The following is a 25118-nucleotide window of genomic DNA, read 5'->3' on the forward strand; positions in this document are numbered from 1 at the left end:
CCCCATCATGGACACCGGGTGCTCCGGATCAAGGACCCTGTGTCACCGGGCGCGTAACCCGCGGGCCCCTGGGGGCGTTCCCCCGGTATGGCCCTCACCGTCCCGCTCCCCCGCTCGCCGCTCGACAGTGACGGGGCGCTGGCGCGGTGGTACGAGCACGGGCTCGGCTGGGCCACCGTGCCCGGCCCCCCGGTCCAGCTGGTGACGGGCCTGCGCTTCGACGTCCTGGAGCTGCCCGCGGCGGCCGGCCGGGGCGTGCTGCGCCGGATGGGCCCCGCCGTCGGTCCGGTGGCCCTCATGGGCCGGCGGATGCGGCTGCTCGTGGCCGCGGGGAGCGCGGAGGAACTGCCCGGGCTCCTGGACTGGCTGGAGTGGGGCGGGATCTCACTGGACCTGGGAATGCTGGGCACCGACGGCCGGATGACCGCCCCCGTGCCCCCTGGCTGGAGACCGGCCGGCCGGAGCGGTTCCGGCACCCCCGGCGCCGCCGTGTGGCTGAGGGCCCCGGAGCCGGGACGCGAGGTCGAGTCCTCGCTGCCGGCCCTGCGGCCCTCGCCGCGGGGGCGTGCCGCGGCCGAGGGGGCCGCCCCCGGTCTGGCGCGGCTGGTGTCCGTCGCCGCCGCCGAGTGCCATCGGGCACGGCTGCTGAGTGCTGCCCGTGGCCGCCGGCCGGAGCCGGAGGCGGGGACGGGCGCTCAGCAGCTGACCGCTCAGCGGTTCGCGTCCTCGTAGGCCTGCTTGATGTCCGCGGGCACGCGGCCGCGGTCGTTCACGTTGTAGCCGTTCTCCTTGGCCCACGCGCGGATCTTCGCGGTGTCCGGGCTGCCGCCGGAAGCGGCGACGCGGCCCTTGCCGCGGGCGCCGGCGCTGCGCCCACCGGTACGACGACCACTCTTGGTGTACGGCTCGAGCAGGTCACGCAGCTTGTCCGCATTGGCGGTGGTGAGGTCGATCTCGTAGGACTTGCCGTCGAGCGCGAATGTCACGGTCTCGTCCGCCTCGCCACCGTCGAGGTCATCGACAAGAAGGACCTGAACCTTCTGTGCCACCGGATTTCCTTTCATCGAAAATGCAGTACGCGGAAAGGAAACCGCTTTTCCCGGGAAAACACAAACCCCTGGCAGAGGTTCAGAACCCCGGCAACGCGGGAAACGTGCGCGATTCGGACATAGGACCTCCGATCCCTGCCGATCCGCGCTCCCGTCACAGGTGCAGAAGCATCCGGCTGTTGCCCAAGGTGTTCGGCTTCACTCGTTCGAGACCCAGGAACTCCGCGACGCCCTCGTCATAGGAACGCAGGAGCTCGCTGTAGACATCTCCGTCGACCGGAGTCTCGCCGATCTCGACGAAGCCGTGCTTGGCGAAGAAGTCGACTTCGAAGGTGAGGCAGAAAACCTTGCGCACCCCGAGCCACCGGGCGGTGCGCAGCAACTTGTCGAGCACCTGATGTCCCACTCCGGCGCCCTTGAACTCCGGATCGACCGCGAGAGTACGCACTTCGGCGAGGTCTTCCCACATCACGTGCAGAGCGCCGCAGCCGACGACCGTGGCGTCGTCGTCACGTTCGGCGACCCAGAACTCCTGGATGCTCTCGTAAAGGGTGACCGTCGCCTTGTCGAGGAGGATGCCGCGGCGCACGAAGGGGTCGACGAGACGGCGCAGCGCGGCGACATCGGAGGTGCGGGCCCGGCGCACGGTGACGGCATTGACGGAAGGGGATGACATGGGGGGACGTTATCGCCCGGGACCTGCGGGGCCCTCGCCGCCCTCGGTGGATTCCGCGGGTGCCGCCGGGCTTGCGGGAGCGGCTTCCGGGGTGTCCCGCTGGACGATACGGACGGCGTCGTTGAGTGCCTCGCGCTGTTCGGGCGACATCATGCCGAAGAAGGCGACGAGGGCCGCGGCGGGGTTGTCGCTCCGCGCCCAGGCCTCGTTCATGAGCGCGGCCGAGTACGCGGCCCGGGTGGAGACCGCCGTATATCGATAGGCGCGGCCTTCGACTTCCCTGCGGACCCAGCCCTTCTGATGGAGATTGTCCAATACGGTCATGACGGTGGTGTAGGCGATGGACCGTTCCTGCTGGAGATCCTCCAGGACTTCCCGGACGGTCACCGGACGGTTCCATTGCCAGACGCGGGTCATCACCGCGTCCTCCAGCTCTCCCAATTGACGGGGCACAGCGCCACCTTAGTGCGAGTTCACCTCATACAGGTCTTTTCCTGGAGAAAACGCCCCGGAAGACAGCAAAAAGGACGTACGGCCTGGGTGCGTGGTCGTACGTCCTCGGGACTCGCGGGCCCGTTACGGGGCGGTGGCGCCGTCCTGCCGGCCGGCGGACTCGGCGCGGGCCAGGGCGGCGTCCACGACCGCGTCCTCCTTGGCCTTGTTCGGTCCGCCCTGGCTCTTGACGATCACGACGACGAGGGCGATGAAGAACGCGGCCATCACGACGGGGGGCACGAGCGCGGATACGTAGTCCATGCCGTCCAGAGTAGCTATCCGGCGGCGCGTTCCTCGGGCGGGGGCGGCGGAACGGGGCGCCGGCGCGGCGGGAACACCTCGGACGGCTTGGGCACCGGGCGCTCGCCGGGCGCGGGCGCCTTGGGTGCGGGTTTCGGGGGCCCGGAGGGCTTGGAGCCCTCGTCCGCGGCGCGCCCGCCCGGCAGGGCGAGCAGCCGGGTGCGCGCAGCGGGCGCCGTACGGACCGGGGCCGTACGGGCCTGGGCCTGGGAGACGCGGGCGAGCCGGGCACGGACGGATCGTTCCGCCAGGACCTGGCAGCGGGCCAGGAGCGCGGCCGCCGCGGGATGGGAGCGCAGGGCGCGCAGGGCCGCGAGATCGTCGGCCGTGGGGTCGTGACCGGCGGCCAGGGCGTCCTGGAGGAGCGCCAGATAGCCGGTCAGGGAGCCTGGGAGGGCCTGACGGTAGCGGACCAGGTCGGCGAGGAGGAAGGCGCGCTCCCGGCCTGCCTCGCGCACCGCCTCGTCCACGGAGTCGGCCAGGCGCAGGCAGTCCTGCACGTCGTCGTCCTGAAGGGGGGCAGGGTTGAGAGCGGTGGCGAGGGCGCGTCGGAGCACACGCAGCTCGTCCGCGCTGAACGCCATGCCGCCACGGGGTCCGTAGGGCGTGGGCATGGACCGACGATACGCGCTAATCGGACAAATCTGCCGCTTATCGATCTTCCCGGCGGGTCGGGGCCGGACGGCGCCGGCCCCGGTCCCGGCCCTACATGCGGGAGACGTTCCGCTCGTAGACCATCCGCAGGCCGATCAGGGTCAGCCACGGCTCGTGCGCGTCGATCTCCCGGGAGTCGGCGAGCACCATCGGCGCCAGGCCCCCGGTCGCGATCACCGTCACGTCCGACGGGTCCCCGTCCGGGCCGACCAGCTCGCGCTTCATCCGCGCGACGACCCCGTCCACCTGCCCCGCGTAGCCGAAGACGATGCCGGACTGCATCGCCTCGACCGTGTTCTTGCCGATCACGCTGCGCGGGCGGGCCAGCTCGATCTTGCGGAGCATCGCGCCCTTGACGCCCAGCGCCTCGACCGAGATCTCGATGCCCGGGGCGATCGCGCCGCCCGCGTACTCGCCGCGGGCCGTGATCGCGTCGTACGTCGTCGCCGTGCCGAAGTCGACGCAGATCGCCGGACCGCCGTAGAGCTCGACCGCCGCGACCGCGTTGATGATGCGGTCGGCGCCGACCTCCTTGGGGTTGTCCGTGAGGACCGGCACGCCCGTCTTGACGCCCGGCTCCACCAGGACCGCCGGGACGTCGCCGTAGTAGCGGCGGGTCACCTCGCGCAGCTCGTGCAGGACCGAGGGGACCGTCGCGCAGATCGCGATCCCCCCGATGCCGTTGCCCAGCTCGGCGCCCAGCAGCGGGTGCATGCCCATCAGACCCTGCAACAGGACCGCCCACTCGTCGGCGGTACGGCTCGGGTCGGTGGAGATCCGCCAGTGCTCGACGATCTCGTCGCCGTCGAAGAGCCCGAGTACCGTCTGCGTGTTGCCGACGTCGATCGTGAGAAGCATCAGGAGCGCACCTCGCGCAGGTCGAGCCCGATGTCGAGGATCGGGGACGAGTGGGTGAGGCCGCCGACCGCCAGGTAGTCCACACCGGTCGCCGCGTACGCCGCCGCGTTCTCCAGCGTCAGCCGGCCGGAGGACTCCAGGACCGCGCGGCCGGCCACCAGGGCGACCGCCTCCTCGGTCTCGAGCGGCGTGAAGTTGTCCAGCAGGATCAGGTCGGCGCCCGCGTCCAGGACCTCGCGGACCTGGTGCATCGTGTCGACCTCGACCTCGATCGGCAGCTCCGGGAACAGCTCCCGCACGGCCTTGAAGGCCTCGGCCACGCCACCGGCGGCGACCACGTGGTTGTCCTTCACCAGGGCGGCGTCCGACAGCGACATGCGGTGGTTGACGCCGCCGCCGCAGCGCACCGCGTACTTCTCCAGCGCGCGCAGGCCCGGGGTGGTCTTGCGGGTGTCGCGGACCTTCGCGTTCGTGCCCTCCAGCGCGTCCGCCCACTTGCGGGTGGCCGTCGCGATGCCGGACAGGCGGCACAGGATGTTCAGGGCGCTGCGCTCGCCGGTGAGCAGGTCGCGGGTCCGGGCGGTGACGCTGAGCAGCTTGTCGCCGGCCTCGACGCGCTCGCCGTCCTCGACGTGCCGCTCGACCTCGAACTCGTCGGTGCAGACGATCGACAGGACCGCCTCGGCGACCCGCAGGCCGGCCACCACACCGGCCTCGCGGGCGGTGAAGTCGGCGGTCGCGACGGCGTCCTCGGGGACGGTCGCCACGGTCGTCACGTCGACGCCGCCGTCGAGGTCCTCGGCGATGGCCAGGTGCGCGATGTCCTCGACCTGGACCGGGTCGAGCCCGGCGTCGGCGAGCAGCCCGGCGAGCGCCGGGTCGAGCCCGCACTCGAACTCGTCGGCCTCGCCGCAGCCGCAGCCGTCGCCGCAGCCGCCGGCGGACTCGGCCGGGGCGGCGTTGATCTGGATCAGGGGGACGTCCACGGGCTGCGGACGTGCTTCCTCGGGCGTGCTCACGACAGCGGCTCCAGGGGTGCGTCAGGGGTTACGGGCGGAAAGTCTGCTCCGGCGGTGCGCCGCACCACCAGGCGTCGGTCGGGCGTCAGCCGGACGACCAGATGGCGGCGCCAGGCCGCGTCGTCCCGGTCGGGACGGTCCTCGCGCCAGTGGCAGCCGCGGGTCTCCTCGCGCGCGCGGGCGGCGGCCACGAGGACCCGGGCGACGCACAGCAGGTTGGCCGTCTCCCAGGCCTCGACGCCCGGCTCGGCCGCCTTGCGGTCCTCTTCGGCGTCGAGCCGCAGGCGCTCGATGGCCTCGGCCGCGACGGCCAGGCTCTCGGCGGAGCGCAGCACACCCGCGCCCTCCGTCATGATCCGCTGGATCTCCCGGCGGACCTCCGGGACGAGCAGCGAGAGCTCCAGGCCCCCGGACGGGACGACGGCCGGCCGGCCCCGGCGGTGCGGGCCGTGCGCCACGATGTCGGCGACGATCCGCTCGGCGAAGACCAGGCCCTCCAGGAGAGAGTTCGAGGCCAGCCGGTTGGCGCCGTGCACGCCGGTGCAGGCGACCTCACCGCACGCGTACAGGCCCGGCACGGTCGTCCGGCCGTACAGGTCGGTGCGCACCCCGCCGGAGGCGTAGTGAGCCGCCGGGGCGACCGGGATCGGCTCGGTGACCGGATCGATGCCGTGCGCCCGGCAGGCGGCCAGGATCGTGGGGAAGCGCTGCTCCCACATCTCGGCGCCGAAGTGACGCGCGTCGAGGTACATGTGCTCGGCGCCGCGCTCCAGCATGCGGCGCGTGATCGCCTTGGCGACGATGTCGCGCGGCGCCAGCTCGGCCAGCTCGTGCTGCCCCAGCATGAAGCGCACGCCGTCGGCGTCGACCAGGTGGGCGCCCTCGCCGCGGACGGCCTCGGAGACCAGCGGCTGCTGGCCCTCGGAGCCGGCGCCCAGGAAGAGCACGGTCGGGTGGAACTGGACGAACTCGAGGTCGGAGACCTCCGCCCCGGCGCGCAGCGCGAGCGCGACGCCGTCCCCGGTGGAGACGGCCGGGTTGGTGGTGGCCGAGAAGACCTGGCCCATGCCGCCGGTGGCCAGGACCACGGCGGGGGCGTGGACGGCGCCGACGCCGTCGTGCTGCCCCTCGCCCATCACGTGCAGGGTCACGCCCGCCGTGCGGCCCTCGGCGTCCTTGAGCAGGTCGAGGACGAGCGCGTGCTCGATGGTGCGCACGCCCCGCGCGCGGATCGCCTCGACGAGCGCCCGGGAGATCTCGGCGCCGGTCGCGTCGCCGCCGGCGTGCGCGATCCGGCGACGGTGGTGGCCGCCCTCGCGGGTCAGCGCGATCGCGCCCTCTTCGGTGAGGTCGAAGGAGGCGCCCGTCTCGATGAGCCGGCGCACCGCGTCCGGGCCCTCGGTGACGAGCGCGCGCACGGCCCGCTCGTCGCACAGGCCCGCGCCGGCGACGAGGGTGTCGTCGAGGTGCTGCTCGGGGGTGTCGCCCTCGCCGAGCGCCGCGGCGATGCCGCCCTGGGCCCAACGGGTGGAACCGGCGTCGAGGAGCGCCTTGGTGACGACGACGGTGCGCAGCCCCTCGGCGGTGCAGCGCAGCGCCGCGGTCAGGCCCGCGACACCGGAGCCGACCACGACGACGTCGGCGTCGATGGACCAGCCGGGGGCGGGCGCGTGCAGCCGTATTGCGGTCACTTCGTGGCTCCGAAGGTCAGGGGGAGGTTGTCGATGAGCCGCGTGCTCCCCACCCGCGCGGCGACGGCGAGGATCGCCTCTCCGTCGTGGTCGTCCTCGACCTCGGTGAAGTCGTCCGGGTCGACCAGGGCCAGATAGTCCAGGGTGAGCGGCGTCCGCGCCTTCGCCGCGTCGTCGAGGACGACGCGGGCGGCGGCCCGCACGGCCTCGGCGCCCCCGCCCTCGACCACCTGGGCGACCGCGTGGGCGTCCGCGGCCGCGCGGGCCTCGCCCAGCCGGGACAGCGCCTCGGCGCGGTCCTCGGCCCGCCCCTGGGCGCCCGGCAGGGCCGCGGCCCGGGCGCGCAGCGCCTCCTGGGCGGCGAGCCGGTCGCGGGCGGCGAACAGCGCGCGGGACAGCGCGAGGGCGGTGGCCCGCTCCTCGGCCGACAGGTAGCGGTTGCGGCTGGACAGGGCCAGGCCGTCGTCCTCGCGTACGGTCGGCACGCCGACGATCTCGACCGGGAAGTTCAGGTCCCGGACCATGCGGCGGATCAGGGCCAGCTGCTGGGCGTCCTTCTGGCCGAAGAAGGCCAGGTCGGGCGCGGTGAGGTGGAGGAGCTTGGCGACGACGGTGAGCATCCCGTCGAAGTGGCCGGGCCGGGAGGCGCCCTCCAGGCGCTCCCCGATGGGCCCGGCGGTGATCCGCACCTGCGGCTCGCCGCCGGGATAGACCTCGTCGACGGCCGGGGCGAACACCGCGTCGGCGCCGGCCGCCTCGGCGATCCGCAGGTCGGCGTCGAGCGTGCGAGGGTAGCGGTCGAGGTCCTCGCCGGCGCCGAACTGCAGCGGGTTGACGAAGACGGTGACGACGACGGTGCCGTCGGGGCCGACCCGGTCGCGGGCGGCCCGCACCAGGGTGGCGTGGCCCTCGTGGAGGGCGCCCATCGTCATGACGACGGCGCGGCGCGCGGCGCCCGGCAGGGCGCGGAGCTCGGCGGCCGTACGGACCGGCGTGAGAGTCATCGGTGTTCGTCCCCCTCGGCGAGCACGCCCAGCAGATCCTCGGCCAGCTCGGGCTTGAGCAGGCCGTGTGCGAGGGCCCGGTCGGCCGTCGCGCGGGCCATCGCGAGATAGCCGGCGACGGTGCCGGGCGCATGCTTGTGCAGCTCGGCCACGTGGGCGGCGACCGTGCCGGCGTCGCCGCGCGCGACGGGCCCGGTGAGCGCGGAGTCGCCGGACCGCAGCGCGTTGTCCAGGGCGGCGCCCAGCAGCGGACCGAGCATCCGGTCGGGGGCGGCGACGCCCGCCGTGCGGAGCAGCTCCATGGCCTGGGCGACCAGGGTGACCAGGTGGTTCGCGCCCAGGGCGAGGGCCGCGTGATAGAGCGGGCGGTTCTCCTCGGCGATCCACTCGGGCTCGCCGCCCATCTCGATGACGAGCGCCTCGGCCGCGAGCCGCAGCTCCCCGGGGGCGGTGACCCCGAAGGAGCAGCCGGCGAGCCGCTGGACGTCCACGGAGGTGCCGGTGAACGTCATGGCGGGGTGCAGGGCCAGCGGCAGGGCGCCGGCCCGGCGGGCCGGGTCGAGGACCTGGACCCCGTACCGCCCGGAGGTGTGCACGACGAGCTGGCCGGGCCGTACGGCACCGGTGTCGGCGAGGCCCTCGACCAGGCCCGGCAGGGCGTCGTCGGGGACGGTGAGCAGGACCAGGTCGGCGAGGGCGAGCACGCGCGCGGGCTCCACGACCGGCACGTCGGGCAGCAGGGCCGCGGCGCGGCGCCGGGAGGCCTCGGAGACCGCCGAGACGGCGACCGGGCGGTGGCCCGCGAGCTGGAGGGCCGCGGCGAGGGCGGGGCCCACGCGGCCCGCGCCCACGACGCCGACGGTGAGCCGGGCGGGGCGGTCCTCGGCGCGGTCCGCCTGCGGGTGCCGGGGTTCTGGTGGTGCGTTCACTGTTCGGGTCGGCCTTCCGTTCCAGTCCTCGGGGGGTACCGGACGATTTCTGGTCATGCTACGCCAGCGTTTCGCGCCCCCCTCACGGCTGTCCACAGGGTGTGGGCGGCGGTATGACCGGCGCCCACACCCTGTGGAGAAGACCGTCGGGAACGAGGACCCCATGGCCCATGATCGGGTCATGGAATCCGATCAGCTCGCGGAAGAGCAGCGAACGGCCGAGGCCGGACAGGAACCCGAGGAGTCGGGCCGGGCACACCGGGCCAAGGTGTGGGGCGGCGCCCCGCGCAAACTGTGGGACGCCCCGATGGACGGCGGCGTCGGGGCGCGGCTGCGCGAGCTGGCCGAGTGGACCGCCGGCTCGCCGTACGCGGACACCCCGGTCGACGCGTACGGCGACACGGTCGTCGAGGAGCTGGAGCGCCGGGTCGCCCGGGAGCTGGGCCTTCCGGCGGCCGCGTTCTTCCCGACCGGCACCATGGCCCAGCAGATCGCGCTGCGCTGCTGGGCCGGGCGGACCGGGAACCCGGTGGTCGCGCTGCACCCCCTCGCCCATCCGGAGGTGCACGAGAACCGCTCGTTCGAACGGGTCAGCGGACTGCGCACCACCCATCCGACCACCGAGCCCCGGCTGCCGACGGCCGAGGAGGTGCGCGAGCACCCCGAGCCCTTCGGCGCGCTGATGCTGGAGCTGCCCCTCCGGGACGCCGGCTTCGTCCTGCCCACCTGGGACGAGCTCGTCGACGTCGTGGAGGCGGCCCGGGAGCGGGACGCGGTGGTCCACTTCGACGGGGCGCGGCTGTGGGACTGTCCGACGCACTTCGGCCGCCCGCTGCCGGAGATCGCGGGGCTCGCGGACAGCGTCTACGTGTCGTTCTACAAGTCCCTCGGCGGCATGTCGGGCGCCGCGCTGGCGGGCCCCGAGGAGCTGGTGGAGGAGGCGCGGCTGTGGCGGCACCGCTACGGCGGCCAGGTCTTCCAGCAGTACCCGGCGGCCCTCTCCGCGCTGCGCGGCCTGGACACCGAGCTGCCCCGGCTGCCCGCGTACGTGGTGCACGCGCGCGTGGTCGCGGCCGCGCTGCGGGAAGCCTTCGCGGAGGCGGGGCTCGGCTGGTACCGGGTGCACCCGGAGGTCCCGTACACCCACCAGTTCCAGGTCTGGCTGCCCCACGAGCCCGACGCGCTGACCGCGGCCGCGCTGTCCCTGACGGAGGACACCGGCACCGTCCTGTTCCGCCGCTGGTTCCCCGGCCCCGCGGGCGCCCCGCCGGGCGTGGGGGCGACCGAGGTGACCATCGGCGCGCCGGGCCTGGAGTGGACGGCACAGGACGTGAAGGAGGCGGCGAAGGACTTCCTGGGGCGGCTGTAGGCGGTCCCGGCCCCGGCGTCGGGCGGGGCGGGGCCGAGCGCGGCTGGCCCGCAGCCCGGCGCACACCGCGGCCACGGCCGCGGTGTGCGCGGGTCGGGGTGGCGAGGGCGGGCGCGGCCTGGTCCCGGCGGCCCACGGCGTCCGCGTCGCCCGGGTGGCAACGGCGGGTTCGGTTCCGGTTCGCGGTTCGCCACCGCGGGTCCTGGCCCGGACCGCTGCGGCGTGCCCTGGTGCCGGTCGCCACGGCAGGCGCTGGTGCCGGTTGCCACGGCGTGCCCTGGTGCCGGTCGCCACGGCGTGCCCTGGTGCCGGTCGCCACAGCACGCGCCGGCGCCGGTCGCCACGGCAGGCGCTGGTGCCGGTCGTCAGGGCGTGTGCCGGCAACGGCCCGCGTGGAGTCGGCGCATGAGCGCCGCGCGCAGGCGGCCCCTGGCCGGGCGGGCCGTCAGGACCGCCTCGAAGCGGCGGTGGTCGCGGACCGCCTTCAGCGTCGCGACGTCGAGGGCGCCGGGCACGGGCGGCGGGGGCTCGTCGTGCCGGGCTGCCCGGTAGGTGTCGAACATGTACTGGTGGAGTGCGTTCACGGGCCCACCGTGCGCCCGGGCCGCGCCGTACGGCCCGCGGATTGACGGGGCTCGTCAAACGGCGGGACAGCCACCCCACCGCACCCCTCACCATGGGTCCGTGAGCGTGACCATCGACATCACCGGACTGCCGCACGAGCGGATCACCTTCTGCCCCTCGCCGCTGGCCGAGCTCGGCAACGCCCTGCACGCCCTCGCCGAGCCGGGCCATCACGCCCGGCTGCACGCCTGGACGACCACGACGGCGGCCGTGCTCAAGCCCGAGCTGGCCGACCGGCTCCACGAGGCCGACTTCATGTGGCGGTCCACCCGGTCCGACTTCCTGCTGCCGGCACAACCCCGGGAGACCCTCGCCGAGGAACTGGACGATGTCGACCGCATGGACGACGAGAAGTTCGTCGGCGCGGCCCTGGAGATCTCGTGCAGCACCCTCGCCACCGACGTCCCCTCCCCGCTCGTCGACGCGCGGGCCCGGCGCCGCGCCCTCGACCTGGCCGCGGCCCGCGGCCCGCGCCAGTCCGCGTTCGTGGAGCGGATGCTGGCCGAGCCGACCGCCACCCGAGCCTGGATCCGCCGCCTCCTGGAGGACTGCGACCAGGCGTTCTTCGCCGACACCTGGCGACGGGTCCGCGTCCAGCTCGCCGCCGACGCCCGGCACAAGACCGAACTGCTGCGCCGCAAGGGCCTGGCCGACGCCCTGACGGCCGCCTCACCGGCACTCTCCCTGGAGGAGGACGAGCGCGGTTCCCGGATCGTGGTGGACAAGCTGGTGCACGGCCGGACCGAGGCGCACGGCGGAGCCGTGACGCTCGTGCCGACCGCCTTCGGCCGGCCGCACCTCTTCGCCCTGTCGGCGCCCGGCTGGCAGCCCGTGATCCAGTACCCGGCCGACAACGGCGAGGTCGGCGGCGCCGAGCCGGTCGAGACGGTCAAGCTGCGCCTGGAGGCCATCGCCCACCCGATGCGGATGCGGCTGTGCCGCAGCCTGGCGCGCGGCCCGTTCTCGACGAGCGAGCTGGCCGACGCGTACGGCATCACCGCCCCGGAGGTCTCCCGCCACCTCTCCGTCCTGAAGAAGGCGGGCCTCCTGATCACCCAGCGCCGGGGCCGGTACGTGCTCCACCAGCTGAACCCCTCCGTCGTGGCCCGCCTGGGCAGCGACTTCCTGGAGTCGGTGCTCCGCTGACGGAGCGGGGGGGGAGCGGGACCAGGGCCAGGGCAGGGGGCAGAGCCGGGAGAGACGGCCTAGTCGAAGCGGATGTGCGCGAGCCCCACCCGGATCCGCCGCAGCCGGTGCCGCAGAGCCCCGTCGGTGTTCGGCGTGATCCGCAGCCCCGCGAGTTCCGCGACGCGGTCGGCGACCTGCGGGACGGTGAGTTCGTCCGTACGGACGTGGTGGGCGAACCGCGGACCGGCGAGGGCCTCCAGGCAGTCGTCCAGCCGGCGCACGGCGAAACTCTCGCGTCGCAGCCCGCGCCCCAGCCCCCGCTCGGCGAGCCGTCCGAGCACCGTCTCGCGGTCGGCGAGCAGCGCGAAGTGCCGGACCCGTTCCTCGCCGTGGGCGGCCCGCAGCCGCCCGACGATCTCCTCGAAGTAGGCCGGCTGCACGAGGGTCATCGGCACCAGCACCGGCCCGTCGTGCCTCCGCAGCGCCAGGTCGAGCACCTCGTACACGCCCTGCCGCCAGGCGGCGAGGTCCTGGAAGTCCTCCCGCAGCCCGGGCGGCAGGGTGCGGTGCAGCCCGAAGCCCACGTGCTCCGGATCGCAGACGACGCTGCCGGGCAGCCGCCGGCGCAGCTCGTACGCCGTCTGGGTCTTGCCGCCGCCGAACGGGCCGTTGATCCAGAGCAGCACGTCAGCGACCGCCCGCGCGGACCAGACCCGTCTCGTACGCGAGGACGACGACCTGCACCCGGTCGCGCAGGCCCAGCTTGGTGAGGATGCGGCCCACGTGCGTCTTGACGGTCGCCTCGGACAGCACCAGACGGGCGGCGATCTCCCCGTTCGACAGGCCCTGCGCGACCAGCATCATCACCTCGCGCTCCCGCTCGGTGAGCCGGTCCAGCTCCTTGTGCTCCGGCTCCCGCCCCGACGACGGCAGCATCGGCGAGAAGCGGTCCAGCAGACGCCGGGTGGTGGACGGGGCGACGACCGCGTCGCCGCTGTGCACGGAGCGGATCGCGCCGAGCAGTTCGGCCGGCGGCACGTCCTTCAGCATGAAGCCGCTGGCACCCGCCTTGAGCCCGGAGAACGCGTACTCGTCGAGGTCGAACGTGGTCAGGATCAGCACCTTCGGCGCCTCCGGCTGCGAGCAGATCCGACGGGTCGTCTCCACCCCGTCCAGCTTGGGCATGCGCACGTCCATCAGCACGACGTCCACCGACGTCCCCCTCAGCACCTCCAGGGCCTCCACCCCGTCGCCCGCCTCGGCCACGACCTCCATGTCCGGCTGGGCGGCGAGCACCATGCGGAAGCCGGTTCGGAGCAGCACCTGGTCGTCGACGAGCATCACACGGATGGACATGTCAGGGGGTCCCCTTCCAGGGAGCTAGGGAGCGGAGGAGCTAGTGAGCGGGCTTGAGCGGGAGCAGTGCACTGATGCGGAAGCCGCCGCCCGCGCGGGGGCCGGCGTCCAGGGTGCCGCCGACCATGCCGACGCGCTCGCGCATGCCGATCAGGCCGTGGCCGCGGCCGTCGGCGCCCCCGTCCTCGTACATCTCCTGCGGCGCGCCCCGGCCGTCGTCCTCGACGAGCAGCCCCAGGCCGTCGTCGAAGTAGACCAGGCGCACGCTGGCACCGACGTCGGGGCCGCCGTGCTTGCGGCTGTTGGTGAGGGCTTCCTGGACGATCCGGTACGCGGTGAGCTCGACGCCGCTGGGCAGCGGACGGGGGGTGCCCTCGATCTTGAAGTCGACCGCGAGCCCGGCGCCGCGCACCTGCTCCACCAGGTCCTCGATCTGCTGCACGTCGGGCTGGGGCACGTACTCCCCCGCCTCCTCGTGCTCGCCGGTGCGCAGGATGCCGAGCAGCCGGCGCATCTCGGCGAGGGCCTGGCGGCCGGTGCCGGCGATGGTCTCCAGGGCCTGCTTGGCGGTCTCGGGCGAGGAGTCCATGACGTAGGCGGCGCCGTCGGCCTGCACCACCATCACGGACACGTTGTGCGCGACGACGTCGTGCAGCTCGCGGGCGATCCGGGCGCGCTCGGCCGCGACGGCCACCTTGGCCTGCGCCTCGCGCTCCTTCTCCAGGCGCGAGGCACGTTCCTCCAGCTGCGCGAAGTAGGCCCGGCGGGTGCGCAGGGAGTCGCCGAGGACCCAGGCGAGCACGAAGGGCACGGTCATGATGACCGTGAAGAAGACGCGTGCGGCGGGGGACTCCGTCTCGGACAGCGGCCAGCGGAGCTGGGACAGCGTCGCCGCGCTCACCCCGCCGGCCAGCGCGAGCCGGGAGGCCCAGCGCGGGCCGTCGTGCGCGGCGACCGTGTAGATGATCACGAGCATCGCGAAGTCGGCCATGAAGGGGACGAGGCCGAAGGCGAGCTGTGCCAGGCCGAGCCCGACCGCGAGCACCAGCATCCTCTCCGGCATGCGCCGGCGCAGGGCCACGACCAGGGAGAACAGCGCGGCGACGACCCCGTACGCGACGGGTGTGTCGATCGCCGGGTAGGTCGAACCCACCCACAGCAGGGAGAACCCGAACAGGACGACCGCCCAGAAGGAGTCGACGCCTGTCGGGTGTCTGCGGATGAAGTCGTAGAGGCGCTGCACGTCACCCAGCGTAGGGAAGGCGGACAGGTGCCGGGGTCAGCCGTGGGAGCGATCCTTGCCGTGAGGCCCGTACTCCCCAAGGTGGAGACTGGGGCGCGTGACGGATGAGACGTGTCAGTGGGACGGGTGGCTCGGGTGGCGGGCGGCCATGGAGCGGGCCCTGTACGGCCCCGGGGGCTTCTTCCTGCGCCCCGAGGGTCCGGCCGGCCACTTCCGCACCTCGGTGCACGCCTCCCCGCTCTTCGCGGGCGCGGCTACCAGGCTCCTGGTGCGGGTCGCGGAGGAGCTCGGCACCGACGAGGTCGCGCTCGTGGACGTGGGCGCGGGGCGCGGCGAGCTCCTCACCGGAGTGCTCGCGGCGGCCCCCGAGGGCCTGCGGGTCCGCCCGTACGCGGTGGAGCGCGCGGCACGGCCGGCCGACCTGGACCCGCGCGTCACCTGGACCGGACGCGTGCCGGAGGGCGAGCGGGGCCTGCTGTTCGCCAACGAGTGGCTCGACAACGTGCCCGTGGACATCGCGCAGGTCGACGAGTCGGGGACGGTCCGTCTCGTGGAGGTACGGGCCGACGGCACGGAACGGCTGGGCGCCGAGGTGTCCGGCCCGGACGCGGAGTGGCTGGACCGCTGGTGGCCGCTGCGCGAGCCGGGCGCACGCGCGGAGATCGGGCGCCCCCGCGACGAGGCCTGGGCCGCGGCCGTCGGGTCCCTCGCGGCGGGCACGGCGGTGGCCGTGGACTACGCCCACCTCCACCCCGCCCGCCCCCTCTTCGGCACCCTCACCGGCTACCGGAACGGCCGCGAGATCACCCCCGTCCCCGACGGCTCCTGCGACCTGACGGCGCACGTGGCGCTGGACGCGTGCGCGGCGGCCGGGGCGGGGAGGGGCGGGACGGGAGGGAGCGGGGCAGGCGGGGTGCGGCCGGGCCTCTCGCCCGGCTCGGGAGGCACGGCCGGAGCCGAAGCCGGGGCCGGGGCCGGGGCCGGGGCGGCCGGGTTCACGGCGGGGCTCGGGGCGGCCGGGGGCCGGATCGTGACGCAGCGGGAGGCCCTGCACGGCCTCGGCGTCAGCGGGACCCGGCCGCCGCTCGCCCTCGCCTCCACCGACCCCGCGGGCTACGTCCGTGCCCTCACGGCGGCGGGCGAAGCCGCGGAGCTCACGGCGCGGGGCGGGCTCGGCGACTTCCTGTGGCTGACGCAGCGCGTGGGCATGCCCACGCCCTGACGGTCGGAGCAGGTGCGGTGCCGTCAGGGCCTGCTCCGGGTGGGGCTTCGGCCGGCCGCTCCACCCCGGCCGTCGCCCGGCCGCCCCGCGGCAGTCTCCCGGCCGCCCCCGGCCGCCCATCGGCTCCGGACGACCGGCTCCGCACGACCCGCTCCGCCGCCCCGCCCGAGGTCGGGTGGTCGTGCGGTCATCTGGTCGTGAGGTCTGCCTGGGGCCGAGGGATACTGTCCGGCATGACGGAGACCACGGTCGGCATCGGCGGCGCGGCGGAGAGCACCGACATGGTGCTGAACATCGGGCCGCAGCATCCCTCCACGCACGGCGTGCTCCGGCTGCGGCTCGTGCTCGACGGCGAGGTGGTGCGCGAGGCCGAGCCGGTGATCGGGTACATGCACCGGGGGGCCGAGAAGCTCTTCGAGGCCCGGGACTACCGGCAGATCATCATGCTGGCCAACCGGCACGACTGGCTCTCCGCCTTCTCCAACGAGCTCGGGGTCGTCATGGGCGTCGAGCGGATGCTGGGCATGGAGGTCCCGGAGCGGGCCGTGTGGACGCGGACGCTGCTCGCGGAGCTGAACCGGGTGCTCAACCACCTGATGTTCCTCGGCTCGTACCCCCTCGAACTGGGCGGGATCACCCCGGTCTTCCACGCCTTCCGCGAGCGCGAGGAGCTCCAGGCCGTGATGGAGGAGGTCTCCGGCGGCCGGATGCACTACATGTTCAACCGGGTGGGCGGCCTCAAGGAGGACCTGCCCGCGGGTTGGCTGGGGCGCGCGCGGGCGGCCGTCGCGGACGTGCGCTCGCGCATGGACGTGTACGACCGGCTGGTGCTCGGCAACGAGATCTTCCGGGGACGGACCCGCGGGGTCGGGGTGCTGCGCCCGGAGACCGTGCACGCGTACGGCGTGTCGGGGCCGATCGCCCGCGGCTCGGGCGTCGACTTCGATCTGCGCCGCGACGAGCCGTACCTCGCGTACGGGGAGCTCCAGGACGTCCTGCGCGTGGTCACCCGGACCGAGGGCGACTGCCTGGCCCGCTTCGAGTGCCTGCTCGACCAGACCCACAACTCCCTCGACCTCGCGGACGCCTGCCTGGACCGGCTGGACGCGCTGCCGCAGGGGCCGATCAACCAGCGGCTGCCGAAGGTCCTCAAGGCGCCGGAGGGCCACACGTACGCGTGGACCGAGAACCCGCTGGGCATCAACGGCTACTACCTGGTCTCCAAGGGCGAGAAGACGCCGTACCGGCTCAAGCTGCGCTCGGCGTCGTACAACAACATCCAGGCCCTGACCGAGCTGCTGCCGGGCACGCTCGTCGCCGACATGGTGGCGATCCTGGGCTCGCTGTTCTTCGTGGTCGGCGACATCGACAAGTAGCGGCGCGCGTGGTCGGCCGGCGGGCGGCCGCCGGAATGCCGGAAGCCGGTGGACCGTGTCCACCGGCTTCCGGCTTCTCGCGCTTCGTGCCCCGAGCTTCGTGCTCGCCGCCTCGTGCTGGTCTCTTCGTGCTCCGTGCCCCGCGCCGGTCGCTTCTCGCCTCGTGACGCCGCGCTCGGGTGATGCCGCGTCCTAGCGCTCCCGGCCCCCGGGGGCCCGCTAGGAGTTGACGGCGCCCCGGAGCTCCGCCACGTCGAGCTGCTCCGTCTCGTCGTGCGCCGTCAGGTCGATGACCTGACCGACCGCGCGCTGCTCGGCGGGACGCCGGGCGACGTCCGCGAGGACCTCCTCGCCGACGACGTCGGCGAGGTCCGCGTCCTGCACGGCCTCGATCGCGGCGGCCTTCTTCGCGCTCTGCGCGCCGTGGGTGCCGAAATAGTCGAAGCCGCCCGACGGGCGCGGGACCGGCCGGCGTGCGGCGTACGGGACGATCGCGGCCGCGGCCGGCACGTGCCGCATGGCGGCGGCCTTGGTGTGCTCGGTGTCGTCCTGCGCGCCGGCGGACTCGGCGCTCCCGGGCCCCGCGGCGGTCTCCGCCCCGGTCGGGGGCTCGGTCTCCGTCGTGGTCCTGGACTCGACCTCGGCCCTGGGCCTGAGCTCGATGCCGGCCGTCGCCCCGGCCTCCGGCTCCGTCTTCTCCCCGGGCCCCGCCGCCAGGTTCCGCAGCGCCTCCGCCGCCCGCCGGTAGGCCTCCGGGGTCGGCGTGGAGCCGGCGGCCGGCAGCGCCTTGGCCTCGGGCGTCGCGCCCGACTCCAGGGCGAGCATCCGGCGTCCCTCCAGGGCGCTCGCCCGCTCGGTCTCCGCCGTGGCGTAGCGGCGCAGGAGGTCGGCGTGCTCGGTGCGGAGGCCGGCCAGCTCGACGCGCTTGGCGCGCAGCTTGGCGTCGAGGCGGGCGCGCAGCTCGCGCGACTCCTCGAGGTCGGACTCCAGCTCGGCGATCCGCTCCTCGGTCTTCCACTGGTCGGCGGCGCGGGCCCGGGTCAGCTCGGCCACCTGCCGGCCGGCACCCCGGTCCCAACTGCGCATGAGGACGGCGCCGGTGACGGCCGAGGCCGCCGCGGCGGCGACGAGCAGCCGCAGCGCCAGGGGATCACCGAGCAGCCAGGCGGCCGCGGCGCACACGACCGACGCCCCGGCGACCGCCGAGGGCGGCAGGAGCTTGTGCAGAGGCGGGGAATGGCGGTGGCGTCCACGTGGCATGGCCTGAAATTTACCGTGCGTAGGCGCCGTATGGGGGGTCGGCCCGGCAATCTCTTGGCGAGTTCTCGCCGTAGGCGACCGGGCCGCCTCCATTCCGCGGGCGGGCCCGGCCGACCGCCCTTGGCCGGTGCCTACTTCTTGAGCAGCCCCTTCGACTGCAGATAGGCCTTCGCCACGTCCTCCGGCTTCGCCCGCTCGGCGTCCACCTTCCGGTTGAGTTCGGCGAGATCCGCCGTCGTCAGGACCTTGGTGATCCTGTCGAGCGCGGCCGCTATCGCGGGCGATCCGGCGTCGGCCGCATTGACGACGGGCAGCACGTTGTCCGCGTTCTGCAGCTTCTTGTCGTCCTCCAGGAAGACCAGTCCGTACGACTCGACGGTGGCGTCCGTCGTGGTGGTGAGGACGAGCTGGTCCACCCCGTCCTTGACGGCCTGCTTGGCCTGCGGGGTGCCGACGCCCTTGGGGTCGACGCCCGTCACGTCGATCCCGTAGGCCTTCTTCAGACCCGGCGCGCAGAAGGGCCTGATCTCGCATTCGTCACCGGCGGCGATCTTCACCTTGAGCTTGGCCCGGCCGAGATCGGAAAGGGTCGTCAGCTTGTTCTTCTCCGCGAATTCCCGGCTCACCGCGAACGCGTTCTGGTCCACCGCCGAGCCGACCGCGAGCACCTTCAGTCCGCGCGGCTCGGCGAGCTTCCTGAGCGCCTCCGTGGTGGCGGCCGGGTCTCCGGAGGCGACCGGCTTCTGTTCGGGCGCCTTCGGCCCGTTCACCTTCGCGTTGAGGAATTCCGCGAGCGTCGCCGCGTATTCCGGCACGACGTCGATCTCGCCCTTCTCCAGGGACGGTTCGTACAGCTCGCGATTCTTCACCGTGGTGACGCTCGCCGCGTATCCGGCGTCGTCCAGCACCTGGGCGTAGAGCTCGGCGAGGATCTTCGACTCGGTGAACGCGGCGGCGCCGACGACGACCGAGCCCTTCTTCCCTCCCGCGCCGCCCTCGGCGCCGCCGTCCTTCGACTTCTCCAGGCTGTCGCCGCCGCACGCGGCCAGCGAGACCGTCAGCGCCGCCACGGCCACTACCGCACTCGCGATGCGCGAGGTCCTGCTCACAAGATCACCCATCTCAGTCGTCGTCCGTCACCGCGGGACCCCGCGGCCGAGGAGCCGGTCCGCGGCCACGAGGAGCGCCTCCACGAGGAGGGCGAGCAGGGCCACGAGCACGGCGCCCGCGACCACCTGCGGTGTGTTGTACGTGTTGAACCCGGCGGTGATGATCCGGCCGAGACCGCCCTGGCCCACCATGGCGGCGATCGTCGCGGTGGCGACCACCTGCACGGCCGCCGAGCGCAGCCCCGTCATCAGCATCGGCCGGGCGAGGGGCAGTTCGACCCCGCGGAAGAGCTGCCCGCCCGACATCCCCATGCCGCGCGCCGCCTCGACGACCGCGCGGTCCACCTCCCGCACGCCCACGTACGCGTGGGTGAGCAGCGGCGGAACCGCGAAGAGGACGAGCGCGATCACCGTCGGCACGTAGCCGGCGTTGCGCAGCGGCGAGACCATGAACAGGGCGAGGACCGCGAAGACGGGGATCGCCCGGCCCGCGTTGGAGATGTTGACGGCGAGCGCGCCGCCCCTGCCCAGGTGCCCGAGCCACAGGCCGAGCGGCAGGGCGAGGGCGCAGGCGAGGAGCAGGGCGGCCCCGCTCACGTACAGGTGCTCGGCCAGCCGGTGCCAGACGCCGCTCTCGCCCGACCAGTTGGCGCCGGTGGCCAGCCAGGACCAGGCGTCCGTGAGGACGTTCACGTCAGGCTCCTCCCGTCCGTCCGGCGCCTGTCCGGGTCCAGGGCGTCAGGAGCCGCTGGAGGCCGAGGAGCAGCAGGTCGGCGACGACCGCGAGGAGCACGCACAGCACGGCGGCGGCGAGCACCTGGGCCTTGAAGAAGGTGGGCAGCGCGTCCTCGATCAGATTGCCGAGGCCGCCGCGGCCGACGATGGAGCCGACGGTGGTGAGCGCGATCGTGGAGACCGTCGCCATCCGCAGGCCGGCCATCAGCGCGGGCATCGCGAGCGGGAGTTCGACCTCCCAGAGCATCCGGCCCGAGCCGTAGCCCATGCCGCGCGCCGCCTCCTTGGTGTCCTCGGGCACGGCGGCGAGTCCGGCCAGGACGCCGCGGACGAGGATGGTCAGCGAGTACAGCACCAGGCCGGTCACGACGAGCGCCGAGGAGAGTCCCAGGAAGGGCAGCAGCAGCGAGAACATCGCGAGCGAGGGGACCGTGTAGAGCAGGGTGGTGAGTCCGAGGACCGGGCCGGCGAAGCGCGGCCTGGCCCGCACGAGCAGGGCGAGCGGAAAGGCGACGACCAGGCCGAGGAGCACCGACACCACGGTGATTCCCACATGCTGGAGGGTGGCGTCGGTCAACTCCTGGGTGCGGGTGCGCAGATACTCCCCGCAGATCCAGTCGTTCGTCACCAGGCAGTTCGCCGCGGCCATGCGCACCCCCTTCACCACGCGTCTCCGAACATCCGTCTGGTGACCCTAACGCCCGCCACGGACAATCGCGGGGGACCGCCACGCTCTGGCAATACTTCCTTCACACAAGTCGGGGCGCCAAGGGCCAGAATGGGGAACCATGATCCGGTTCGAGCACGTGACCAAGCGCTACGAGGACGGCACGACCGCCGTCGACGACCTCTCCTTCGAGGTCGCCGAGGGGGAGCTGGTCACGCTCGTCGGCCCGTCCGGCTGCGGCAAGACGACCACGATGAAGATGGTGAACCGGCTCGTCGAACCCACCGAGGGCCGCATCCTGCTCGGCGGCGAGGACGTCGCCTCGGTCGACCCGGTCCGGCTGCGCCGCACCATCGGCTACGTGATCCAGCAGGTCGGGCTCTTCCCGCACCGCACCGTCCTCGACAACACGGCCACCGTGCCGTCCCTGCTCGGCTGGAAGAAGGCCAAGGCCCGGGAGCGCGCCGCGGAACTCCTCGACCTGGTCGGCCTCGACCCCGGCCGGTACGGCCACCGCTACCCCGAGCAGCTCTCCGGCGGTCAGCGCCAGCGCGTCGGCGTGGCCCGTGCGCTCGCCGCCGACCCGCCGGTGCTGCTCATGGACGAGCCCTTCGGCGCGGTCGACCCCGTCGTGCGCGAGCGCCTCCAGACGGAGTTCCTGAACCTGCAGGCCACCGTGCGCAAGACGGTGCTGCTCGTCACGCACGACCTGGAGGAGGCGGTGCGGCTCGGCGACCGGATCGCCGTCTACGGACAGGGCCGCATCGAACAGTTCGACACCCCCGCCACCGTGCTCGGCGCCCCCGCCACCCCGTACGTCGCCGGCTTCGTCGGGGCGGACCGCGGCCTCAAGCGGCTCGCCGTCACCCCCGTCACCGAGGCCGACCTGGAGGAACCCGCCGGGACCACGGTCCCCGCGGTCCCCCTCGGCGCCTCCCTCAAGGACGCCCTCGCCGCCCTGCTCCAGCACGACGCCGGCCGGGTCGCCGTGCACGCGCCCGACCACCCGGACCGCGTGCTCGGCTCGCTCACCACGGCGGGCGTCCACCGCGCCCTGCGCCGTACGAGCCCCGGGGACGGGGCGGCCCCGGCGCAGGGAACGCCCGCGTCCGACGGGGCGGGCCGGACGGAGGGAGGGGGCCCGGCCGACGGGAGGAGTTCCGCGGGCGAGGCCGTCAGCTCGCGCTGAGCTTCCCGCTCATCCACACCAGGCCCGGCGGGATCTCCCGGTTCCAGGTGTTGAAGTTGTGGCCGCCGCTCTCCAGCGTGATCGAGGAGACCGTGGCCGGGGCCTTCACCTTCCTGACGAAGGCCTGCGTCGCCCTGAGGTTGCCCTCGCCGTGCTTCGACGTCGTGACCAGGAAGGACGAGTGCCCCTGCGGCAGGTGGTCCAGGCTCCACAGCAGGTCGGCCCGCTTCTTCGCCGCCTTGTCGCCCTGGAACAGGTCGCCGGTGGTCACGTCGTCGGCCGCCTTGTAGTACGCCGAGAAACCCGCGGCCGCGGCGAAGCGGTCGGGGTGGTGCAGCGCGATCTTCAGGGCGCAGTAGCCGCCGGTCGAGTTCCCCATGAGGCCCCAGTTCCGGGCCTTCGTCCCCACCCGGTAGGTCTGCGCGATGGCCTTCGGCAGGTCCTCGGCGAAGAAGGTCTCGGTCTGCGGGCCGCCCGGGACGTCCACGCACTCGGTGTCCCGGGGCGGCGCCACGGTCGGACGCAGCATCACGAGGATCATCGGCTGCATCTTCTTGTCCTTGGCCTGCTCGTAGGCCGTCTTCGGGTACTTCAGCCCCTTCAGCAGGTTCTCCGCCGTGCCCGGGTAGCCGGTCAGCACCACGGAGACCGGAAACGTCGACTTCGCGTACCGGCCCTGGAAGTACTCCGGCGGCAGGTACACGTACGCGGGCGAGTCGATCCCGGACCGGTCGCCCTCTATGACGACCTTCTGTATCTGCCCGCCGATCGAAGGACGTCCGCCGCCCGGGACGTCGACCGCCTGCGTCCCCACCACCCTGACGTCCTCGGAGCCGGCCGAGTGGTCCACCACCACGCCCATGTCCTGCTCCTGGCCGAACAGGTCGGCCCAGGAGCCGTAGAAGAGGAACGAGTTGTTCGCCGCCAGACCGACCGAGGCGAACAGCGCCACCTGGGTGGCGAGCAGCAGCCCCACCCGCCCCAGGACCGCCTTCCAGCCGCCGCGCGCGAGCCTGGGCCAGAGCCAGATCGTCGCGACGAACAGCACCACGGCCAGCGTGACCGCCAGCGCGAGGACCTTGTTGCTGGTGAGACCCATGAGACGTCCGAGCTTTCTTCCTGATATTTCCCTGAGATTTCCCTGACGGCGAGTGAACCCGCCACATCGCTGCTCCGTCCTAGAAGGCGCAAACCTCCGGAGCGGCCCGCCCGACCAGCGCGGCCCACCGGATCAAACGATCTCTTGCGGAGCCACGGGAAGCACGGGAAGCAGATGTCTGTCACGGTAGATGGGGATAAATCCGGATCGGTTCCGGATCATGTACGCCGGATTCTGCGCGGACCCCGACCCGAAAGGGTCCCCGCACTCGTCGGCACGGCCTGCACGCTGATCGGCCTGATCGACATCGCCGCGGGAGTCTTCCCGCGGTTCCGCGCCAGCCGCATGCACGCCATCGCGGAGGTGCTGCCCGGCACGCTCGGGCCGCTCTCCGCAGCGCTCTCACTCAGCGCCGGCGTCCTGCTGCTGCTCCTCGCCCACGGCCTCAAGCGCAACAAGCGCCGCGCCTGGCGAGCCGCGGTCGTCCTGCTGCCGCTCGGCGCCGCCGCCCAGTTCGTCTGGCGCCACTCCCTCGCCGGAGCGGTGCTCTCCCTCGCCCTGCTGGCCCTCCTGGTCCGCAACCGCGACCAGTTCGCGGCGCTGCCCGACCCCCGCAGCCGCTGGCGCGCCCTCGCCAACTTCGTCCTGATGGGCGCCGGATCCATCGCCCTCGGCCTCGTCATCGTCAGCGCCCACCCGCGCCGCATCGTCGGCAGCCCCAGCCTCGCCGACCGCCTCGAACACGTCCTCTACGGCCTCTTCGGCGTCGAAGGCCCCGTCGCCTACACCGGCGACGTCGACTGGACCGTCGGCTACTCCCTCGGCGCCCTCGGCATGCTCACCGCACTCACCACCATCTACTTCGCCTTCCGGCCCGAACACCCCGCCGCCCTCCTCACCGAGGAAGACGAGACCCGGCTGCGTACCCTGCTCCACAAGCACGGCGCCCGCGACTCCCTCGGCCACTTCGCGCTCCGCCGCGACAAGGGCGTCGTCTTCTCCCCCAGCGGCAAGGCCGCCGTCTGCTACCGCGTCGTCTCCGGCGTCATGCTCGCCAGCGGCGACCCCATCGGCGACGTCGAGGCCTGGCCCGGCGCCATCGAACGCTTCATGGACGAGGCCAAGGCCCACTCCTGGACCCCCGCCGTCATGGGCTGCTCCGAGACCGGCGGCCAGGTCTGGACCCGCGAGACCGGCCTCGACGCCCTCGAACTCGGTGACGAGGCCATCGTCGACGTCCCCGACTTCTCCCTCTCCGGCCGCGCCATGCGCAACGTCCGCCAGATGGTCAAGCGCATCGAACGCAACGGCTACACGACCAAAGTGCGCCGCGTCGCCGAACTCAGCGACGGCGAACTCGCCCGCATCCACCGCGCCGCCGAGGACTGGCGCGGCACCGACACCGAACGCGGCTTCTCCATGGCCCTCGGCCGCATCGGCGACCCCGGCGACGGCGACGCGGTCATAGCGACCGCCCACAAGGACGACGCCGACAGCGCCGACTCCCCCTACGGCGACCTGAAGGCGATCATCCACTTCGTCCCCTGGGGCACCGACGGCATCTCCCTGGAACTCATGCGCCGCGACCGCAGCGCCGACCCCGGCATGAACGAGCTCCTGATCGTCGCCGCCCTCCAGAACGCCCCCCGCCTGGGCATCCAGCGGGTCTCCCTCAACTTCGCCATGTTCCGCTCGGCACTCGCCCGCGGCGAGAAGATCGGCGCCGGCCCCGTCCTGCGCGTCTGGCGCGGCCTGCTCGTCTTCCTCTCCCGCTGGTTCCAGATCGAATCCCTCTACAAGTTCAACGCCAAGTTCCAGCCCCGCTGGGAACCCCGCTTCGTCGTCTACCGCAAAAGCCGCGACCTCCCCCGCATCGGCTTCGCCGCCATGCAGGCCGAAGGCTTCGTGACCTTCACCCTGCCCCGCCCCCTGGCCCGCCGCTCCCGCACGACGACCCCCCGCCCCTGCGCCCACATCATCCCCGCGCAGGCCGAACACGAGGTCCGCGCCGCCTGAACCGGGCCCCCGACGGGGCCCGGCCCCGGAGGCGCCCGAACCACGCACCG

The 25118-nt window shown here is 73.5% G+C and carries 26 protein-coding genes; 7 read left to right on the plus strand and 19 right to left on the minus strand.

The features are described 5' to 3' along the window. Window positions 1–87 precede the first annotated feature (87 nt). On the plus strand, window positions 88–732 hold the full coding sequence (locus tag ACGF1Z_RS19990) for an SCO3374 family protein (RefSeq protein ID WP_393005750.1): 645 nt from the start codon (window positions 88–90) through the stop codon (window positions 730–732). On the opposite strand, the gene ACGF1Z_RS19995 is transcribed toward ACGF1Z_RS19990, so the two are convergent. The 10 genes from ACGF1Z_RS19995 to ACGF1Z_RS20040 all read right to left on the minus strand — a co-directional run bounded on the left by ACGF1Z_RS19995 (window position 711) and on the right by ACGF1Z_RS20040 (window position 8675). Continuing rightward, entirely contained in the window at window positions 711–1049 is a 339-nt protein-coding gene (locus ACGF1Z_RS19995) for an Lsr2 family protein (RefSeq protein ID WP_393005752.1), read from the minus strand. The genes ACGF1Z_RS19990 and ACGF1Z_RS19995 overlap by 22 nt on opposite strands. 154 nt (window positions 1050–1203) lie before the next feature. Beyond that, entirely contained in the window at window positions 1204–1725 is a 522-nt protein-coding gene (locus ACGF1Z_RS20000; protein WP_393005754.1) for an amino-acid N-acetyltransferase, read from the minus strand. A 9-nt stretch (window positions 1726–1734) separates the two neighbouring features. Continuing rightward, complete coding sequence (locus ACGF1Z_RS20005; protein ID WP_393005756.1) at window positions 1735–2178, minus strand: BlaI/MecI/CopY family transcriptional regulator; 444 nt, start codon at window positions 2176–2178, stop codon at window positions 1735–1737. Between the two features lie 123 nt (window positions 2179–2301). After that, window positions 2302–2481 carry a hypothetical protein gene (locus tag ACGF1Z_RS20010; RefSeq protein WP_393005758.1) on the minus strand — a complete coding sequence of 60 codons (180 nt, stop codon included), beginning with the start codon at window positions 2479–2481 and terminating at the stop codon, window positions 2302–2304. A gap of 14 nt (window positions 2482–2495) precedes the next feature. Beyond that, on the minus strand, window positions 2496–3104 hold the full coding sequence (locus ACGF1Z_RS20015) for a hypothetical protein (protein ID WP_393006889.1): 609 nt from the start codon (window positions 3102–3104) through the stop codon (window positions 2496–2498). Between the two features lie 121 nt (window positions 3105–3225). Next, on the minus strand, window positions 3226–4032 hold the full coding sequence (locus tag ACGF1Z_RS20020; RefSeq protein ID WP_393005760.1) for a type III pantothenate kinase: 807 nt from the start codon (window positions 4030–4032) through the stop codon (window positions 3226–3228). After that, complete coding sequence (nadC, locus tag ACGF1Z_RS20025) at window positions 4032–5051, minus strand: carboxylating nicotinate-nucleotide diphosphorylase (protein WP_393005762.1); 1020 nt, start codon at window positions 5049–5051, stop codon at window positions 4032–4034. Before nadC ends, ACGF1Z_RS20020 begins: the two co-directional genes overlap by 1 nt. Then, the gene (locus tag ACGF1Z_RS20030; protein WP_393005764.1) at window positions 5048–6742 is read right to left on the minus strand and encodes an L-aspartate oxidase; all 1695 of its coding nucleotides are present in this window, start codon (window positions 6740–6742) and stop codon (window positions 5048–5050) included. The genes nadC and ACGF1Z_RS20030 overlap by 4 nt, the downstream gene beginning before the upstream one ends. Further along, window positions 6739–7746: a pantoate--beta-alanine ligase gene (gene panC, locus ACGF1Z_RS20035; RefSeq protein ID WP_393005766.1), complete on the minus strand. Its 1008-nt coding sequence runs from the start codon at window positions 7744–7746 to the stop codon at window positions 6739–6741. The genes ACGF1Z_RS20030 and panC overlap by 4 nt, the downstream gene beginning before the upstream one ends. After that, a complete protein-coding gene (locus tag ACGF1Z_RS20040) occupies window positions 7743–8675 on the minus strand; it encodes a Rossmann-like and DUF2520 domain-containing protein (RefSeq protein WP_393005768.1) in 933 nt (310 codons plus the stop codon). Before ACGF1Z_RS20040 ends, panC begins: the two co-directional genes overlap by 4 nt. A gap of 181 nt (window positions 8676–8856) precedes the next feature. Between ACGF1Z_RS20040 and ACGF1Z_RS20045 the strand changes: the two genes are divergently transcribed. Then, window positions 8857–10044, plus strand: a complete 1188-nt coding sequence (locus ACGF1Z_RS20045; protein ID WP_393005770.1) for a threonine aldolase family protein — start codon at window positions 8857–8859, stop codon at window positions 10042–10044. Window positions 10045–10409: 365 nt separating this feature from the next. On the opposite strand, the gene ACGF1Z_RS20050 is transcribed toward ACGF1Z_RS20045, so the two are convergent. After that, window positions 10410–10628 carry a hypothetical protein gene (locus ACGF1Z_RS20050; protein WP_393005772.1) on the minus strand — a complete coding sequence of 73 codons (219 nt, stop codon included), beginning with the start codon at window positions 10626–10628 and terminating at the stop codon, window positions 10410–10412. Window positions 10629–10728: 100 nt separating this feature from the next. On the opposite strand from ACGF1Z_RS20050, the gene ACGF1Z_RS20055 reads away from it, so the two are divergent. Beyond that, window positions 10729–11814: a DUF5937 family protein gene (locus ACGF1Z_RS20055; RefSeq protein WP_393005774.1), complete on the plus strand. Its 1086-nt coding sequence runs from the start codon at window positions 10729–10731 to the stop codon at window positions 11812–11814. 59 nt (window positions 11815–11873) lie between these two features. Here the strand turns inward: ACGF1Z_RS20055 and ACGF1Z_RS20060 are convergent, their stop codons facing one another. The 3 genes from ACGF1Z_RS20060 to ACGF1Z_RS20070 are packed head-to-tail and all read right to left on the minus strand — an operon-like array spanning window position 11874 to window position 14395. Beyond that, on the minus strand, window positions 11874–12482 hold the full coding sequence (locus ACGF1Z_RS20060) for an AAA family ATPase (RefSeq protein WP_393005776.1): 609 nt from the start codon (window positions 12480–12482) through the stop codon (window positions 11874–11876). Between the two features lies 1 nt (window position 12483). Next, complete coding sequence (locus ACGF1Z_RS20065; RefSeq protein WP_376626573.1) at window positions 12484–13152, minus strand: response regulator; 669 nt, start codon at window positions 13150–13152, stop codon at window positions 12484–12486. Between the two features lie 40 nt (window positions 13153–13192). Then, entirely contained in the window at window positions 13193–14395 is a 1203-nt protein-coding gene (locus ACGF1Z_RS20070) for a histidine kinase (protein ID WP_393005779.1), read from the minus strand. A gap of 148 nt (window positions 14396–14543) precedes the next feature. Between ACGF1Z_RS20070 and ACGF1Z_RS20075 the strand changes: the two genes are divergently transcribed. Both ACGF1Z_RS20075 and ACGF1Z_RS20080 read left to right on the plus strand, forming a co-directional pair. After that, window positions 14544–15617: an SAM-dependent methyltransferase gene (locus tag ACGF1Z_RS20075; RefSeq protein WP_393006891.1), complete on the plus strand. Its 1074-nt coding sequence runs from the start codon at window positions 14544–14546 to the stop codon at window positions 15615–15617. A gap of 233 nt (window positions 15618–15850) precedes the next feature. Continuing rightward, the gene (locus ACGF1Z_RS20080; protein ID WP_393005781.1) at window positions 15851–16993 is read left to right on the plus strand and encodes an NADH-quinone oxidoreductase subunit D; all 1143 of its coding nucleotides are present in this window, start codon (window positions 15851–15853) and stop codon (window positions 16991–16993) included. Between the two features lie 219 nt (window positions 16994–17212). Here the strand turns inward: ACGF1Z_RS20080 and ACGF1Z_RS20085 are convergent, their stop codons facing one another. The 4 genes from ACGF1Z_RS20085 to ACGF1Z_RS20100 all read right to left on the minus strand — a co-directional run bounded on the left by ACGF1Z_RS20085 (window position 17213) and on the right by ACGF1Z_RS20100 (window position 20746). After that, window positions 17213–18253 (minus strand): hypothetical protein, encoded by a 1041-nt coding sequence (locus tag ACGF1Z_RS20085; RefSeq protein ID WP_393005783.1) that lies wholly within the window; start codon window positions 18251–18253, stop codon window positions 17213–17215. A gap of 131 nt (window positions 18254–18384) precedes the next feature. Next, on the minus strand, window positions 18385–19374 hold the full coding sequence (locus ACGF1Z_RS20090) for an ABC transporter substrate-binding protein (RefSeq protein WP_393005785.1): 990 nt from the start codon (window positions 19372–19374) through the stop codon (window positions 18385–18387). A 15-nt stretch (window positions 19375–19389) separates the two neighbouring features. Beyond that, window positions 19390–20055, minus strand: coding sequence for an ABC transporter permease (locus ACGF1Z_RS20095; RefSeq protein WP_393005787.1), 666 nt, complete (start codon window positions 20053–20055; stop codon window positions 19390–19392). Between the two features lies 1 nt (window position 20056). Then, a complete protein-coding gene (locus tag ACGF1Z_RS20100; protein WP_393005789.1) occupies window positions 20057–20746 on the minus strand; it encodes an ABC transporter permease in 690 nt (229 codons plus the stop codon). A 139-nt stretch (window positions 20747–20885) separates the two neighbouring features. On the opposite strand from ACGF1Z_RS20100, the gene ACGF1Z_RS20105 reads away from it, so the two are divergent. Next, a complete protein-coding gene (locus tag ACGF1Z_RS20105) occupies window positions 20886–21953 on the plus strand; it encodes an ABC transporter ATP-binding protein (RefSeq protein ID WP_393005791.1) in 1068 nt (355 codons plus the stop codon). On the opposite strand, the gene ACGF1Z_RS20110 is transcribed toward ACGF1Z_RS20105, so the two are convergent. After that, the gene (locus tag ACGF1Z_RS20110; protein ID WP_393005793.1) at window positions 21940–23052 is read right to left on the minus strand and encodes an alpha/beta hydrolase; all 1113 of its coding nucleotides are present in this window, start codon (window positions 23050–23052) and stop codon (window positions 21940–21942) included. The two genes, ACGF1Z_RS20105 and ACGF1Z_RS20110, sit on opposite strands and share 14 nt — an antisense overlap. A 174-nt stretch (window positions 23053–23226) precedes the next feature. Between ACGF1Z_RS20110 and ACGF1Z_RS20115 the strand changes: the two genes are divergently transcribed. Beyond that, window positions 23227–25068, plus strand: coding sequence for a phosphatidylglycerol lysyltransferase domain-containing protein (locus ACGF1Z_RS20115; protein WP_393005795.1), 1842 nt, complete (start codon window positions 23227–23229; stop codon window positions 25066–25068). The last annotated feature ends 50 nt before the right edge of the window (window positions 25069–25118 follow it).

The sequence above is a fragment of the Streptomyces sp. NPDC048018 genome (assembly GCF_043202995.1).
In the GTDB taxonomy this organism is placed as follows: domain Bacteria; phylum Actinomycetota; class Actinomycetes; order Streptomycetales; family Streptomycetaceae; genus Streptomyces.